Source organism: Thiobacillus sp. 65-1402, assembly GCF_001897685.1.
Classification (GTDB): Bacteria; Pseudomonadota; Gammaproteobacteria; order Burkholderiales; family Thiobacillaceae; genus Thiobacillus.
In genome coordinates this window covers 1-14,809 of the sequence record NZ_MKUG01000001.1, presented here as the reverse complement: position 1 = coordinate 14,809, position 14,809 = coordinate 1, and the positions used below count along the sequence as shown (strand labels likewise).

Sequence of the window (14,809 nt, the reverse complement as noted above, 5' to 3'; positions counted from 1 at the left end):
AACATGAATTCTGCGGATATTAAACTCTTAAAGGAAGGCTATCTACTGGCTGCGTTATCGCAGCAGGAGTTCGAGGAGGTCTTGACGCATGCCGGCGTCTTCACATTGATGCAGAACGAATGCCTGTTCGACCAGGGCGATCCGGCCACGCATTTTTTCTTCGTCCTGTCGGGAACCGTCAAGCTGTGCCGCATTGCGCCGAGCGGCGAGGAGAAGGTGATGGACCTGGTTCGCCCCGGGCATTACTTTGCCGAAGCGGTGATGTTCATGGGCGGCCGTTACCCGGTCTATGCCCGCGTGCTCGAACCGACGCGGCTGGTCGAACTGGACAACAAGCATTTTCTTGGACTGCTGCGGAGCAACGCGGATCTGTGCATGCGGCTTATGTCGACCATGAGCCAGCGCATACACGGGCTGGTCAACGAGATAGACAACCTGACCCTGCAAAGCGGTGCCCAGCGGGTGATCGGCTACCTGCTGCAGCAGTTGCCGGAGGGCACCGCGCCGCCCAGCGTGCGGCTGACGGTGCCCAAACACGTCATCGCATCGCGCCTGGGCATCCAGCCGGAAACCCTCTCCCGGGTTCTGGCCAAGCTGCGCGGCAAGCACCTGATCGACGTGCATGACGATCAGATCGTCTTCAACGATGTGGACGCGCTGCGCTGCTTGAGCTGAACGCCAGCCAGCGGGCCTGTGCCGATGCCTGGATGACGCGGGGTCGGCGCTCGTCCGCGGCGAAGACGCTGCGCCCGTTCGCGCTCACTTGCCGTCGTTGCCGCTGACCAGGCGCTCGAGCGCGCGCATGATGGCCGAGGAATCGAGCTCGCTGTCGCCGGCGCCCATCAGCGCATTCATCTGCTGCGCGATCAGCGCGGCGCCGGGCAGCGGCGTCGCGGTTTCCTGCGCGTTGTCCATGACGATGGACATGTCCTTGTGGTGCAGCTTGACCTTGAAGCCGGGCTTGTAGTTGGAGTCGAGCATGCGCTGGCCGTGGACCTCGAGGATGCGGCTGCCGGCGAAGCCGCCCAGCAGCGCCTCGCGCATCTTGAGCGGGTCGACGCCGTTGCGCCGGGCAAGCAGAATCGCTTCGGCGACGCCTTCGAAGGTGAGGCCGACGACGATCTGGTTGCAGCATTTGACGACCTGGCCGGCGCCGTGGCCGCCGACGTGGACGACGTTCTTGCCGAGCACCTCGAACAGCGGCCGCACCTTGTCGAAAATGGGCGCTTCGCCGCCGACCATGATCGACAGCGTGCCTTCGCGGGCGCCGGTCTCGCCGCCCGACACCGGCGCGTCGAGCATGTGGACGCCGCGTTCGGCCAGCGATGCGGCGATGCGGCGGGTGGCGGCGGGCGCCACCGTGCTCATGTCGACGACGATGTGGCCGGGGCGCGCGCCGTGGGCCAGGCCGCGGTCGCCGAGAATGATCTGTTCGACGTCGGTGGTGTCGGAGACGACGGTGAAGCTGATGTCGGTTTCGGCGGCGACTTCGGCCGGTGTGCCCTTGCCGAGTGCGCCCATCACCAGCATCGGTTCGAGGCGGTCGAAGCGGCGGCCGTAAACGACCAGCTGATGCCCGGCGCGCAGCAGGTTTTCCGCCATCGGGCGGCCCATGATGCCGCTGCCGATGAATCCGATTTTCATGACGCCACCCCTTTCACCACGACGAGCCAGAATGGCAGCGTAGCCAATCCCGCCAGCGTTGACCAGCCCATAATGAGCCCCGCCAGCCGGGTGTCGAGGCCGAAGCGGTCGGCCAGCGCGATCACCATCACCATGGTCGGCATGGCCGCTTCCAGTATCCCGGCCTGGGCGGGCTCGGACAGCTTGCCCGGCCAGGCCAGCGCCAGCCCCAGCGCCAGCAGCGGCATCAGCGCCAGCTTGATGGCGAGCGCGACAAAAACGGCTTTTTGCGGGCGCAGATCGTGCCACGGTATGGTCAGCCCCAGCACGAACAGCATCAGCGGAATGGTCGGGCTGCCGGCCCAGCGCGCGGCCTCGATCAGCGGCGCCAGCGACAGGCCGGACAGATTGACCGCCAGCCCGGCGGCAAACCCCCACACCGGCGGCAGCCTCAGCCACATCGCCAGAAAGGAGGCGTGCTCTTCATGGCGTCCGCAGCGGAATGCGATCCACACGCCGAGCGACCACAGCAGCGGGGTGGTGGCGAGCATGTCGGCAAAGAAGGGATAGCGCGCGCCCGGTTCGCCGAACACCGTGGAGAGAAAGGGGTAGCCGAAGAACAGCACGTTGCCGAAGCCGGACGCCAGCATGATGGCGCCGCGCGTCGGGCGCGACAGGCCATGCCCGAGCGGCGTGGCAAACAGCGCCAGCGCCGCCAGTCCCAGGCCGAACAGCGTGGCTGCGCCCAAGAGCAAAGGCACCTGCAGCAATCCCAGGTCGACGCTGGCGGCCGCGCCGGCCGCGAAAAACAGCATCGGCGCAAAAAAATTCAGCACCAGCCGGTTGATTTCGCCGCGCAGGCCGACGATGGAAATGCCGCTCTGCCAGCGTGGCCAGATGCCGCCCGCGGCGATCAGCAGCGACAGGGGAAGCAGCGTTTTCAGCAGCAGCTGCTGCGCGAGTTCGGTGGGCATGGAGCGAAGCGCAGGCGGGCGGCAAGCCCGCCTGCGCGGACGGGTCAGGTGCGCGAGGCCGGCGTGTAGCGGTTGTCGACGTGATGCGTCGGGGCGGATTCCAGCCAGGCCTTGATGCGGGCGGCGTCGCCAGCGCGGCGGCTGGTGCCCTGGGCGTCGAGCAGTACGATGATGACATCGCGGTCGGCGACCTGCGCCTGCATCACCAGGCAGTGGCCGGCTTCGTTGATGAAGCCGGTCTTGGACAGGCCGATGTGCCAGTCATCCGCACGGGTGAAGCGATTGGTGTTGTTGAACGCGACCGGGCGATACAGCACGCGCGCCTTCTGGCGCTTTTTCTTCAGCACCACGCGCTGGGTGCCCAGGGTGTAGTGGCCGGTCGTGCTGATGTGGCGGATTTCGGGGTAATTCTGGTAGGCGTAATCGGCGAGCTTGGCCAGGTCCAGCGCGGTCGAGCGGTTGCCGCTCGACAGCCCGGTGGGCTCGACATACACCGTGTCGTGCATCTCCAGCGCGCGCGCCATCCGGTTCATGGTGGCGACGAAGCGCTCCAGGCCGCCCGGGTGGCTGCGCGCGAGCGCGTGCGCGGCGCGGTTGTCGGAGGCGATCAGGGCCAGGTGCAGCAGCTGCCCGCGCGTGTAGCTGGCGCCGATGGCCAGGCGCGAACCGGTGCCCTTGAGGGTGTCGCGGTCTTCCGCGGTGATGGTGATGCGCTCGTCCAGCGGCTGCGCGGCGTCCACCACCAGCATGGCGGTCATCAGCTTGGTGATCGAAGCGATCGGCGTCTGCAGGGTCGGGTTTTTCGCCAGCAGCGGCTGTCCGCTGGCCTGGTCGAACACCAGCACCGATTGCGCGCTGAGCGCCGGCAGCGACGCCGCGTCGGGCAGCGATTGCGGCACGGATGCCGGCGTGCCGAGCGGGTCGCGCAATGGCAGGGCGGTGCGGCCATCGAGCGCGGCCGCACCGGTATGCACGCACAACATGATCAATCCGGATAGAACAGCTTTCATGTGCATTTGCTTCAATGAAGGGCAATGGAAATGTAGCAGCATGTACGCAGTACGGACATGTTGACCGAAACTTGAAAACAACAGTTCATGGCAATGGCTCAACTATTTTAAGTCCCTGATTGACGGTGTAGCAAAATTCATTATATATAGCAATGAGATGCAAGACCTTCCGAATAATTTACTGAAGATATCGGAGCTAACGAGCGCTCTCTGTGCCCCCGGCGTGGTGGCGGAGGCGCTGGAGCACCTGATGCGAGGCGAGGCCGCCCGGGCGGAGTTCGCCGCCTGCGTGCGCTGCGACCCCGTGCTGGCGCTGCGTCTGCGGCTGCTGCCCGACAGTTTCAGTCTGGAGCGGCTGGATCTGTTGCGCGCGCTGCTGCTGGCGGCGCCGGTCGCGGCGGGTGCGGCGCAGACGGCGTATCTGGCGCACTGGCGGCAGTCGATCGGCGTGGCGCATCTGGCGCAGGCGCTGGCGGTGCGCTCCAGCGGGGCGGACGGCGAAGCCGCCTGGACCGCGGGCCTTGCCCACAATCTGGCGGATTATCTCGACGCCACCCCCATTGCCCCGGCGCATGCCGCCGACTGGCTGGCGGGGCTCGATCCCGACGGCTGGCTGGCCGACGCGGTGCGCTATCACGCCGAGCCGCTGGCGCGCGGGCGGGCGGCGCATCCCCTGGTGCGCCTTGTCCAGCTGGCCTTCCAGCTGACGACCCGCGCCGACGCCGTGGACAGCGTGGACGTGCGCGCCGCGCTCGCCGCCCTGCAGATGGGCGCGGGCGAAGCCGCCCAGCTGCTGGCCGACAGTCAGGCGCAGGCGCGCCAGCTGGCGCTGCGCTTCGGGCTGGCCGATGCGGCGGCGCAGGCGAATGCCACGGGATTCGATCGCCTCGCCCGCCTCTACGCCGGGCAGGCGGCGCAGTCTGCGCTGCACGGCCATTTCCGGCATGCGGCGGGCGGCGGGAGGGTGTTTGCCGCGTTACAGGACGCCTTGCGCGCATTGTTCGGCATCGAGCGCGCTTGTCTGTTTGCGCCTGCCGCCGACGGCTATCTGCGTCCGAGCGCGCTGATTCCGGCCGCCGCCGGATTGGGCGCCTTGGCGATTCCCCCCGACGACGGCCATTCGGCGCTGGCGCGCGCGCTGGCGCGCAATGCGCCCCAGCAGTTCGAGCGCGGCGAGGCGGGCGCTGCCCTGGTCGACGAACAGATCGCCCGCCTGCTCGGCGCATCGCTTTTTCTTTGCCAGCCGCTGTTGCTTGACGATGGGCGCATGGCCGTGCTGGTCGCGGGCGATGCGCTGCCCGGCTTGAGCGCCGCGCCGCTGTGGCGGTTCGCCCTGGCTGAATGCGCCGAGGCCTTGCAGCCGACGGCGCACCCGCTGCCCGCGACCGCCGCGCCGGCACACGCCGCGCAGAGCGACGACATCCCGCGCGACCGGGTACGGCGCGCCATTCACGAAGTGGCCAACCCGCTCACCATCATGCGCAATTACGTCAATCTGCTGTCCGGCCGCCTGGGTGCGGATTCGGCGGTGCAGCGCGACCTCGGCATCATCGGCGACGAAATCGAGCGGGTGGCGCGCATCGTGCGCGGCATCACCGCGGCCGAAGAGGCCGTCGTGCCTGCGGCGGCGCTCGAACTGGTGTCGGTCAACAGCGTGGTGTCCGAGCTGGTGCGGATGGCGCTCGGCACCCTGTTCACCCCCAACAAGGTCAGCGTGCAGATCGACCTCAATCCCGACGTGCCGCCGCTGCCGCTGCAGAAAGACCTGCTGAAGCAGGTGCTGTTCAATCTCGCCAAGAATGCGGTCGAGGCGATGCACGCGGGCGGCCATCTCAAATTCACCACGCGGCTGGTCGATGCGGACGGCCAGCGCCAGATCGAAATCGAGGTGGCCGATACCGGGCCCGGTTTGCCGGCTGCGGTGGCGTCCCGTCTGTTCGAGCCGGTGCTCAGCGAGAAGGGCGGCGACCACGCCGGGCTGGGACTGGCCATCAGCCGCGGCCTGGTCGAACGCATGAACGGTCACCTCGGCTGCAACAGCACGCCGCAAGGCACCCATTTCCTGATTCATCTGCCTACCCTGCAAAACGGCCAGGCACCGCTCACAACAACACGCTACGGGTCGATGTAACCCAAGTCCGAGGAGAACTCCGTGTCAGACGATCTTATCGATGCATCCCCGCAACGCAGCTCGGTCAGCAGCTTTCCGGTGCGCCCGCGCATCCTGGTGGCGGACGACGAACCCTTGATCCTGGAAGGCCTCACCCGCCTGCTGGCCACCCGCGATTACGAGGCGGTGGCTGCCAGCGGCGGCTGCGAAGCCCTGATCGCCATCGGCAAGCAGCAGTTCGACGTGATCCTGCTCGACCTCGGCATGCCCGACCTCAACGGCAACGAGGTGCTGCGCTTCGTCGCCGACCGCGGCGTCGATACGCCGGTGATCGTGGTGTCCGGCGACAGCACCATCGACGCCGCGATCCGCGCGCTGCGCGGCGGCGCCGCCGATTTCGTGCGCAAGCCCTACGAGCCGGAAGAACTGCTGCGCCGCATCGACAACACGCTGACGCGGCGGCGCCTGGAAAAGGAAAACAACCACATCCTGCAGCGCCTGCAGCAATCGGAAAAGTGGCACCGCTTCCTGGTCAACAGCTCGCCCGATTTCATCTACACGCTGGACTGCGACGGCCGTTTCACCTTCGTCAACGACCGCGCCGAAAGCCTGCTCGGCTACCGCCGCGAAGACCTGGTCGGCCAGCACTACAGCCTGGTGATCCACGAGGACGACATCGCCCGCGCCGAGCATGTGTTCAACGAACGCCGCGCCGGCGACCGCAGCGCGCGCAACATCGAGATCCGCCTCAAGTGCAATCCCGGCGTCCGCCGCCCGCGCCTGATGAACGGCCGCTGCAAGGCGGTCGAGCTGACCGCCACCGGCATGTACGACGAGGAGGCCGGCCCGTTCGAGCGGCGCTTCATCGGCAGTTACGGCGTCGCCAAGGACGTCACCGAGCGCAAGCAGGCCGAGGAAACCGTGCACTACCAGGCCTACCACGATCTGCTCACCGGGCTGCCCAACCGCGCGCTGTTCCGCGACCACCTCGGCCTCATGCTGGCGCAGGCCAGGCGCACCCAGCAGCCGCTGGCGGTGCTGAGCCTCGATCTCGACCACTTCAAGGTGATCAACGATTCGCTCGGCCACGCCATCGGCGACGAACTGCTGCTCGCCGTCGGCGCGCGGCTGCGCCAGTGCCTGCGCGAAGGCGATACCCTGGCGCGCCTCGGCGGCGACGAGTTTTCCGTGCTGCTGCCGACCCTGGTGTCGCGCAGCGACGTCGAGCATATCTGCCGCAAGATCATCCAGGTGCTGTCCAAGCCGGTGTACGTCAAGGGCCACGAAATCTACATCTCGGTCAGCATCGGCGCCTGCGTCGCGCCGGAAGACGGCGACATGATCGACAATCTCATCCGTCAGGCCGAGATCGCCATGTACCAGGCCAAGTCGCAGGGACGCAGCCGCCTGCTGTTCTGGGAATCCGGCATGCAGGCGCCCTATTCCGAGCGCATGCAGGTCGAAGCCGACCTGCGCCGCGCGCTGGCGCGCAACGAGTTCGTGCTGTTCTATCAGCCGCAGGTCGACACCGCCACCGGCGAAGTGCGCGGCTTCGAGGCCCTGCTGCGCTGGTGGCATCCGCAGCGCGGCCTGCTGGCCCCCGCCGACTTCATTCCGGTGGCCGAGGAGTCCGGCGTCATCGTGCCGATCGGCGACTGGGTGTTGCGCCAGGCCGGCGCGCAGATGGCCGACTGGCGCCGCGCCGGGCTGCCGCCGGTGCGCCTGTCGGTCAACATTTCCGCACGCCAGCTCGAAAGCCCCGATTTCGTCGACAGCGTCATGCGCGCCGTGCAGGTGTACGCCCTGGACGGCCGGCAGATGGAGCTGGAAATCACCGAGAGCCTGCTGATGCGGGACTTCGAAGCCAATGCCATCAAGCTCGGGCGGCTCTCCGCCTCCGGCTTCCGGCTCGCCATCGACGACTTCGGCACCGGCTACAGTTCGTTCAAGTATTTGTCGCGCTTCCCCATCCACACCCTCAAGATCGATCAATCCTTCGTGCAGGAGCTCGACCGCGAGGAAAACGTGTCCATCGTCAATGCCATGATTGCGATGGGGCGCGGCATGAACCTCAACGTCGTCGCCGAAGGGGTGGAAACCGAATCCCAGCTCGCCCGGCTGCAGCAGATGCAGTGCCATGAAATGCAGGGCTTTTTCTACAGCGGCCCGCTTTCGGGCCACGAAGCCACCACCTTGCTGAGTCAGCATGCGCGGGGGTTCGCCCAGGCGGGGCAGGCGGCGGCGAGCTGAGCGTGCGGGGCCGCCGCTGACCGGCAAGCCGCTTCAGACCCTGGCGGCGTTCATGCACCGGGCCGCCCCGCGCTATCCCGCAGGCGGCGGCGAGGCAAACGTCGCCGCGTTTCATTCCGGAACGCGTGAAACATCTTTTGTCTCGCCGGCCCGCGACAAACCGGCTCCCGCGCTGCGCGGCGACGGGCCGTATCGCCGTCCCGAAATGGCCTCTGAATGGCGCAGGGCATCAGCTTGCCGGACGCAGAGGACGATCCCGACCGGCGGGTGCGGAATCTGGCACAAGGCTTGCTTTGCATAGCGGCATAGAATTTTCCTGATTGAAGAAAATGCTGCGCAAGCTCGTTCTGGCGCTGCCCTTGTTTTTCGGTCTGCAAGGGTCGGTGCATGCCCATTCCGATGCGTCCATGTTCGGCGCACCCACTGCCGGCGGCGATCGCCACGATCATCCCGTGGAGACTGCGGTCCGCTACCCCGCCACGCTGATCTTCGATACGCGTCAGCTGACCGATGTGGTGATCAAGATCAATGCGCGCATCACCCGGCTGAACAACCTCTACGTGGGCAAGCGGATTGCCCGCAACGAGGTGCTGGGCGAAATGGAAAGCGCCGAGCTGGAAACCATCCAGAGCACTTATCTGGGCCTGTACACCAACATGGAGGCGGTGCGGGAATTCTCCATGACGGGCAACGAGAAGCTCATCGACGCGCGCATGGGATTGGGGTGGCGCGGCATGTCGGAGGACGACATCAAGCTGCTGGAGAAGCAGCGCGAGCCGCTGAAGAGCATCCGCATCAAATCGCCGGTTGCCGGCTTCATCTACAGCCTGAACGTGGTCAACAACCAGATTCTCAATACCGGCGGGCAGGTTGGCCAGTACACCGCCACCGGCACCACGATCCTCACGATCGCGCGCCCGTCGGCCATCCAGGTGGAGGCCAGCCTGCCGGTCCGCGAGGCCGCCAGGCTCAAACCCGGTCAGCGCGCCACGGTCTACGTGACCGACACCCGCCGTGGCCAGGTGGCGATGCCGGCGGTGGTGCAGCAGATCTATGCCTTTGCCAACCCGGTCAACCAGCGCCAGCGGGTGCGGCTCAAACTGGTCGGCAATCCGCCGGCAGGGGTGGATCTCTTGGTTGGTTTGCAGGCGAGCGTGAGTCTGGAGGGGGCTGATCATGCGCATTGAGCTGGCAGGACGGCGGGGTCTTGGGTCATCCGCGTGGCGGAAGACGTGGCTGCAGGGCGTTTGCCTGCTGGCCTGCGGCGGCATCGGCGTCGCGCTGGCGCCCCTGTCGCAGGGACATAGCGATCCGCGCATGTTCGGCCAGGCCGCGCCTGCGGCAACGGCTGCGCCGGCGCCTGCAGGCGGCGCCGAAGTGACGTTGCCGTCCAGCGCGAAGGAACGGGAGCAAAGCCTGTTTGGCCTGGCCCCGGTGCGGACCGGCCCGCAGGCCTCGGCGATCAAGACCTATGGCCTGGTCGTCCCCAACAGCCAGGCCATGGTCGACGTCAACATCGCCGTCAGCGGCCAGGTGGCGGAAGTCTATGTGCGGGTGGGCGACAGCGTGCGCAAGGGCCAGCCCATCGCCTCCGTCTTCAATCCGGAGTTCATCACCACCCAGAAGGGCTACCTCGAGTTCCTCAAGAACGAAGCCAAGCTGCAGGTGCTGCGCGAAGAGGGGCGGCTGCCGAACTACCTCAAGGATGCCAAGGAAAACCTGCGCTGGTGGGGCATGAGCGACAAGCAGGTTGCCGACCTGATCGATCACGGCAAGGTCGTCGAGCACATCATGCTCGATGCGCCCGGCGACGGCTTTATCACCGAATTGTTCGTGCAGCCCGGCTCCCTGGTGAACGCCGGGGACAAAACCATGAAGCAGTTCGTGGTGGTGGGCCGGGCGGTGGCGCGGATGGTGGCAGCCAACGCCTCGCTGTGGGTGGAGGGCTATATCTATCCCGACCAGCGGGCGCTGTTGCGGCCCGGCCTGTCGGTGCGCATCGGCCTGCCCGACGGCCGCCAGCTGGAGCGCCCGATTGCCCAGGTGCTGCCGGTGGTGGATCCGGTTACCCAGCGTGCGCGTTTCCTGGTCGATCTCGGGCGGACGCCGGCGGGCATGGCGGTGGGCCAGACCGTGAACATCAGCCTGCAGCTGGGCAGCCGCTCGGGCACCTGGGTTCCGCGCCAGGCCGTGCTGGGCCAGGGCGTCGCCCCGGCGGTGTACGTGCAGGCGGCGCCCGGCCGCTATCTGCGCAAGCCCGTGGTGGTGCTGGACGAAACCGCCGAACTGCTTCAGGTGCAGGGCGTGGGGGCGGGCGAAAAGGTCGTGGTGGCCGGAAAAATGATGCTGGAAGGCCTCTACCGCATTTCGGCAGGGGCCGGGGCGAACGCCGGCGGCCACAGCCATGACGATCATCATCACTGACTTAACGACGGGCTGACACATGTTTGACTGGGCTATCCGATGGTCTCTCAGGAACCGCCTGACGGTGGTTCTGCTGTATCTGATTCTGGCTGGCGCATCCATCGTCGCGGCACTGAGCATGGCGGTGGACGTGTTCCCCGAATACGCGCCGCCGCAAGTGCAGATCCAGACCGAGGTGCCCGGCTACTCCGCCAAGGACGTGGAGACGCTGGTCACCCGGCCGATCGAGATCGTGCTGCAGGGCGCCCCCTACATCGACCAGATCCGCTCCAACTCGTCGGTCGGACTGTCGCGCATCACCATTGTGTTCAAGTGGGGCATCGATATCTACCGGGCGCGCCAGATCATTCAGGAGCGCATGCAGACCGTGCAGGGCCAGCTGCCTTCCGGCGCCCAGGCGCCGCAGATGATGCCGGTGACCTCGGCGGTGAGCTGGCTGCTCAAGTTCGGACTGGTGGACTGGTCGGGCAGCGACCGCGAACACGAACTGCGGACCCTGGTCGACTGGGACATCCGCAATCGGCTGCTGGCGCAGCCCGGAGTGGCCTCGGTGGTCGCGGTGGGCGGCGGCGTGAAGCAGTACCAGGTGCTGCTGGACCCCCTGCGCATGCGCAAATACGGAGTTTCCACCGACATGGTGGCGCAGGCGCTGCGCAGCGCGAATCTGGTGGCGCCGGGGGGGTTCGTCTACCCCAGTTCGGAAGAGGAATATTTCATCCGCGCCAACGGCAAGGTGGAAAGTCTGCGCGACGTGGCCGATACGCTGGTCGCGATGCGCGGCGGACAGCCCATCCACATCGGCGACGTCGGCGAAGTGCGCTTCGGCAGCGAAGTGAAGCGGGGCGATGGCCAGATATACGGCGGCCCGGCGGTGATCGGCACGGTGTCCAAGCTGTGGGGCGCGGACACCATGGAGACCACCCGCAACGTGGAAAAGGTGCTGGCCAGCATGGCGGAGAACCTGCCCAAGGATGTGCAGCTGATCCCCAACGTGTTCCGCCAGGCCAGTTTCATCGACGCCTCGATCGACAACCTGCGCGACGCCCTGCTGCATTCGTCCATCATCGTCGCCCTGGTGCTGCTGCTGTTCCTGTTCCGCTGGCGGCCGACGGCGATCAGCCTGATCGCCATCCCCACCTCGCTGATGGCGGGGGTGCTGGTGTTGTGGGCGCTGGACATCAGCATCAATGCGCTCACCCTGGGCGGGCTGGTGTTCGCCATCGGCGAGGTGGTGGACGACGCCATCATCGACGTCGAGAACATCCTGCGCCGCCTGCGCGAAAACAAGCTGGCCGACGCGCCGCTGCCGGCCCTGGACATCGTCTACGAAGGTTCGCGGGAGATCCGCAACTCGGTGGTCTTCGCCACCCTCATCATCCTGGTGGCGTTCACTCCGATCTTTTTCCTGCAGGGCATCGAAGGCCGCATCTTCCAGCCGATGGCGATCGCCTACCTGGCTGCCATCGCCAGCTCGCTGATCGTGGCCATCACGCTGGTGCCGGTGCTGAGCTACTACCTGATGGGCAAAGAGCAGCAGACGCGCGAATACGGACTGGGTCCGATCTCGGAATTCCTGCTGGCGCGCTATCGACGCCTGCTGCAGCACCTGCAGGCGTGGCCGCTGCCGGTCGCCGCGAGCACGCTGGTGCTGCTGGTGGCGGCCGCGGTCACCTTCGCGGGGCTGGGCCGCTCCTTCATCCCGCCCTTCCATGAAGGCAACCTGGTGATCGCCACCACCATGATGCCCGGCACCTCGCTGGAGGAAAACCTGCGGATGGGCCGCGAGGTGGAAAAACTGATCGGCGAAATGCCCGAGGTCGCCAGCCTGGCGCAGCGCGCCGGCCGCTCGCGGCTGGACGAGGACGCCCAGCCGGTCAACTTCAGCGAGTTCGACATCGCGCTGAAGCCGGGAACGCCCAACGTGCCGGAAGTCATGCAGCGCATCCGCGAGCAGCTGGCGCAGATTCCCGGCATGTCGACCAACGTTTCGCAATTCATCACCCATCGCATGTCGGAAATCCTCTCCGGGGTGCGCTCGCAGGTGGCGGTGAAACTGTACGGCCAGGATTTCGCGGTGCTGCAGCAGAAACAGCAGGAGATCTATCAGGCGGTGCAGGGCGTTGCCGGCATCGTCGACCTGCAGATGGAGCCGATGATCCTGGTGCCGGGAGTGGATGTGCATGTCGACCGGGCCGACGCCGCCGCCTATGGCTTCACGCCGGCGTCCATCGTGGCCCAGGTGGAACAGGCATTCAACGGCGTGACGGCATCCAAGGTGCTGGAGCAGGATCGCACCTTCGACCTGTTCCTGCGCGTCAACGAAGCCGCCCGTGCCGACATCCGCACGCTGGGCGAGATGCCCCTGATCTCGCCCGAGGGCGTGGTGGTGCCGCTGCGGGATCTGGCGCGGATCAAGGTCGTGCAGGAGCCCTACATGATCAACCGCGACAGCGGCGCGCGCCGCGCCGTGGTGCAATGGAACACCGAAGGCCGCGACCTCGACGGGGTGGTGCGCGAAGCCCAGGCCCGCATCAAGGAGAAGGTCGAGCTGCCGCCCGGCTACGCGCTGGAAATCGGCGGCGATTTCGAGGGCCAGCAGCGCGCCACGCGCAACCTGCTGCTGTCCGGCAGCGCCGCCCTGGTGCTGATGACGCTCATCATGTTCCAGGCTTTCCGCCAGTGGTCGCTGGTGATGCTGGTGATGCTCAACCTGCCGTTCGCCTTGATCGGCGGCGTGTTCGCCCTCGCCCTGGCGGGCGAAACCCTGAACGTGTCGTCCATGATCGGCATGGTGGCGCTGTTTGGCGTGGCGACCCGCAACAGCCTGCTGCTCATCTCCCGCTACCAGCACCTGATGCAGGCGCAGCCGCAGCTGAGCATGGCCGAGATCGCCGTCAAGGGCGCCTGCGATCGCCTGGTGCCGATCCTGCTGACCGCTTTGACGGCGGCGCTGGCGGTGACGCCCCTGATTCTCGGCGACCCCACCGGCAAGGAGATGGAACGCCCGCTTGCCATCGTGCTGCTGGGCGGCATGCTGAGCTCCACCTTGCTGAACCTGGTGGTCATCCCGATCCTGTTCCGCTGGCTGGCCACCCGCTGGCCGGACCGGTTCGTTGCGGCGGCCGCCTGAGCGATTCGACGGGGCGGGCCGCTATGGCCCAGTCCCGGTTCGCGACGTAAAATGAAAGCCCATCGGCTTGACGACGGTGAAGACCATGTTCGCTAAATCTCCCGCCCCGTTCACTGCCGCATTTCTGGCCGACATCAGGCGTGCGGCCAGCGCGCGCCTTGCACTGCTCAGCCTGCCGGAGATCGGCGTCTTTGTCTGGCTGCTGCTGCTGGTGGGCGCGCCGGTGCTGATTTTTTCGCAGGCGCCCCTCACCTTCCAGCAACACATCTTCATCGAACCGCAGAGCCATCTGCTGGTCGAGGCGTTCTGCGGCCTGACGGCGCTGACCATTGCCGGCATGATCCTGTCGACCTGCCTGAAGCGGTGCGACCCCAGCATGGTCCTGTTCGGCCTGGGCTTTCTGGCCATGGGCGTGTTCGACATGCTGCATGCCTGGAGCGATCCCCATACCCAGCAGGCGCGTTTCGTCCTGTACCACACGCTCTCCACCTTTCTGGGCGGCGCCTTCATTTTCGCCGGCGTGGCGGCCCGCATCGCGGTCGAACGCAATCATGGCTTTTCCAGGGCGGATCTGGCGACGGTCGCGGCCGGTATGGCCGTGGTCGTACTGGTGGCGGCGCTCTACCGCTATTTCATCCCGAGCCTGTTTCCCGATTCCGCAAGCAATCTCAGGTTTTCCTCCGTCCTCCATGCGACGCATTATCTGGCCGGGCTGCTCTATGCGCTGGCGGCCATAGCGTTCTACCGCTATTTCCGCGAGCACAACCAGGTTCTGGCGCTGCTGGTGTTCAGCCTGCTGGTAGTGTTTGCGCAAAGCGCCTATCTGTTCAGCTTTTCCAGCATGTGGAACCTGGCCTGGTGGATGTGGCACGGCGTCAAGCTGCTGTTTTACCTCGGCATCATGCTGTCGGTATTCGTCGGCTTCCTGCTGGCGCTGCGCACGATCGAGACGTCGCGTCATTCGCTGGCCCAGATCAACCGCCGGCTGAAGCTTTCCAAGCAGGAAATCCGCCAGGTCAACCGGGAACTCGAGATACGCAACCGCATGGTTCAGGAAGCGATGCTCTCGCTCGACCTGGACAACACCCTGGACGTGGTGTCCAAGGCCATCCGTCAACTGCTGGGATTCACCAGCAGCGAACTCATTCTGCGCATCCCCGCGGATGAAGTGGACGAGTTCGACCGCCGCGCGCTGCATCTCAGCAGCCGCTGGCCGGTGCGTGCCCTGCGGACCGAGTCCAGGTGCAATAGCGCCATTTGCCAGGTCATGCATGCGACGAAAGACGTG

General features: G+C 66.4%; 9 protein-coding genes and 1 pseudogene. 7 read left to right on the top strand and 3 right to left on the bottom strand.

Annotation, left to right across the window (positions count from 1 at the left end; genetic code table 11):
• Window positions 1–3: 3 nt before the first annotated feature.
• On the top strand, window positions 4–675 hold the full coding sequence (locus tag BGO62_RS00050; protein ID WP_296638159.1) for a Crp/Fnr family transcriptional regulator: 672 nt from the start codon (window positions 4–6) through the stop codon (window positions 673–675).
• 84 nt (window positions 676–759) lie between these two features.
• Here the strand turns inward: BGO62_RS00050 and BGO62_RS00045 are convergent, their stop codons facing one another.
• The 3 genes from BGO62_RS00045 to BGO62_RS00035 are packed head-to-tail and all read right to left on the bottom strand — an operon-like array spanning window position 760 to window position 3,607.
• Window positions 760–1,644 (bottom strand): 2-hydroxy-3-oxopropionate reductase, encoded by an 885-nt coding sequence (locus tag BGO62_RS00045; protein WP_296638158.1) that lies wholly within the window; start codon window positions 1,642–1,644, stop codon window positions 760–762.
• Window positions 1,641–2,597 carry an AEC family transporter gene (locus BGO62_RS00040; protein ID WP_296638157.1) on the bottom strand — a complete coding sequence of 319 codons (957 nt, stop codon included), beginning with the start codon at window positions 2,595–2,597 and terminating at the stop codon, window positions 1,641–1,643. Before BGO62_RS00040 ends, BGO62_RS00045 begins: the two co-directional genes overlap by 4 nt.
• A gap of 44 nt (window positions 2,598–2,641) precedes the next feature.
• Window positions 2,642–3,607 carry a serine hydrolase gene (locus tag BGO62_RS00035; RefSeq protein WP_296638154.1) on the bottom strand — a complete coding sequence of 322 codons (966 nt, stop codon included), beginning with the start codon at window positions 3,605–3,607 and terminating at the stop codon, window positions 2,642–2,644.
• A gap of 250 nt (window positions 3,608–3,857) precedes the next feature.
• Here BGO62_RS00035 and BGO62_RS00030 point away from each other — a divergent pair, with 250 nt between their 5' ends.
• From BGO62_RS00030 to BGO62_RS00005, 6 genes and pseudogenes are all read left to right on the top strand, one after another.
• Complete coding sequence (locus tag BGO62_RS00030) at window positions 3,858–5,738, top strand: HAMP domain-containing sensor histidine kinase (RefSeq protein WP_296638153.1); 1,881 nt, start codon at window positions 3,858–3,860, stop codon at window positions 5,736–5,738.
• 21 nt (window positions 5,739–5,759) lie between these two features.
• Window positions 5,760–7,967 carry an EAL domain-containing protein gene (locus BGO62_RS00025; protein WP_296638151.1) on the top strand — a complete coding sequence of 736 codons (2,208 nt, stop codon included), beginning with the start codon at window positions 5,760–5,762 and terminating at the stop codon, window positions 7,965–7,967.
• Window positions 7,968–8,296: 329 nt separating this feature from the next.
• Window positions 8,297–9,154: an efflux RND transporter periplasmic adaptor subunit gene (locus BGO62_RS00020; RefSeq protein ID WP_296638416.1), complete on the top strand. Its 858-nt coding sequence runs from the start codon at window positions 8,297–8,299 to the stop codon at window positions 9,152–9,154.
• Window positions 9,144–10,391: an efflux RND transporter periplasmic adaptor subunit gene (locus BGO62_RS00015; protein ID WP_296638149.1), complete on the top strand. Its 1,248-nt coding sequence runs from the start codon at window positions 9,144–9,146 to the stop codon at window positions 10,389–10,391. The genes BGO62_RS00020 and BGO62_RS00015 overlap by 11 nt, the downstream gene beginning before the upstream one ends.
• Before the next feature lie 19 nt (window positions 10,392–10,410).
• Complete coding sequence (locus tag BGO62_RS00010) at window positions 10,411–13,521, top strand: efflux RND transporter permease subunit (protein WP_296638148.1); 3,111 nt, start codon at window positions 10,411–10,413, stop codon at window positions 13,519–13,521.
• Window positions 13,522–13,606: 85 nt separating this feature from the next.
• Window positions 13,607–14,809, top strand: a pseudogene (locus BGO62_RS00005) (histidine kinase); the annotation flags it as partial.

What these genes read in the sequence shown, in the direction of transcription:
- BGO62_RS00045 (WP_296638158.1), bottom strand. Translation starts at nt 1,644, where the DNA reads ATGAAAATCGGATTCATCGGCAGCGGCATCATGGGCCGCCCGATGGCG.
- BGO62_RS00050 (WP_296638159.1), top strand. Translation starts at nt 4, where the DNA reads ATGAATTCTGCGGATATTAAACTCTTAAAGGAAGGCTATCTACTGGCT.
- BGO62_RS00035 (WP_296638154.1), bottom strand. Translation starts at nt 3,607, where the DNA reads ATGAAAGCTGTTCTATCCGGATTGATCATGTTGTGCGTGCATACCGGT.
- BGO62_RS00015 (WP_296638149.1), top strand. Translation starts at nt 9,144, where the DNA reads ATGCGCATTGAGCTGGCAGGACGGCGGGGTCTTGGGTCATCCGCGTGG.
- BGO62_RS00040 (WP_296638157.1), bottom strand. Translation starts at nt 2,597, where the DNA reads ATGCCCACCGAACTCGCGCAGCAGCTGCTGCTGAAAACGCTGCTTCCC.
- BGO62_RS00030 (WP_296638153.1), top strand. Translation starts at nt 3,858, where the DNA reads ATGCGAGGCGAGGCCGCCCGGGCGGAGTTCGCCGCCTGCGTGCGCTGC.
- BGO62_RS00010 (WP_296638148.1), top strand. Translation starts at nt 10,411, where the DNA reads ATGTTTGACTGGGCTATCCGATGGTCTCTCAGGAACCGCCTGACGGTG.
- BGO62_RS00020 (WP_296638416.1), top strand. Translation starts at nt 8,297, where the DNA reads ATGCTGCGCAAGCTCGTTCTGGCGCTGCCCTTGTTTTTCGGTCTGCAA.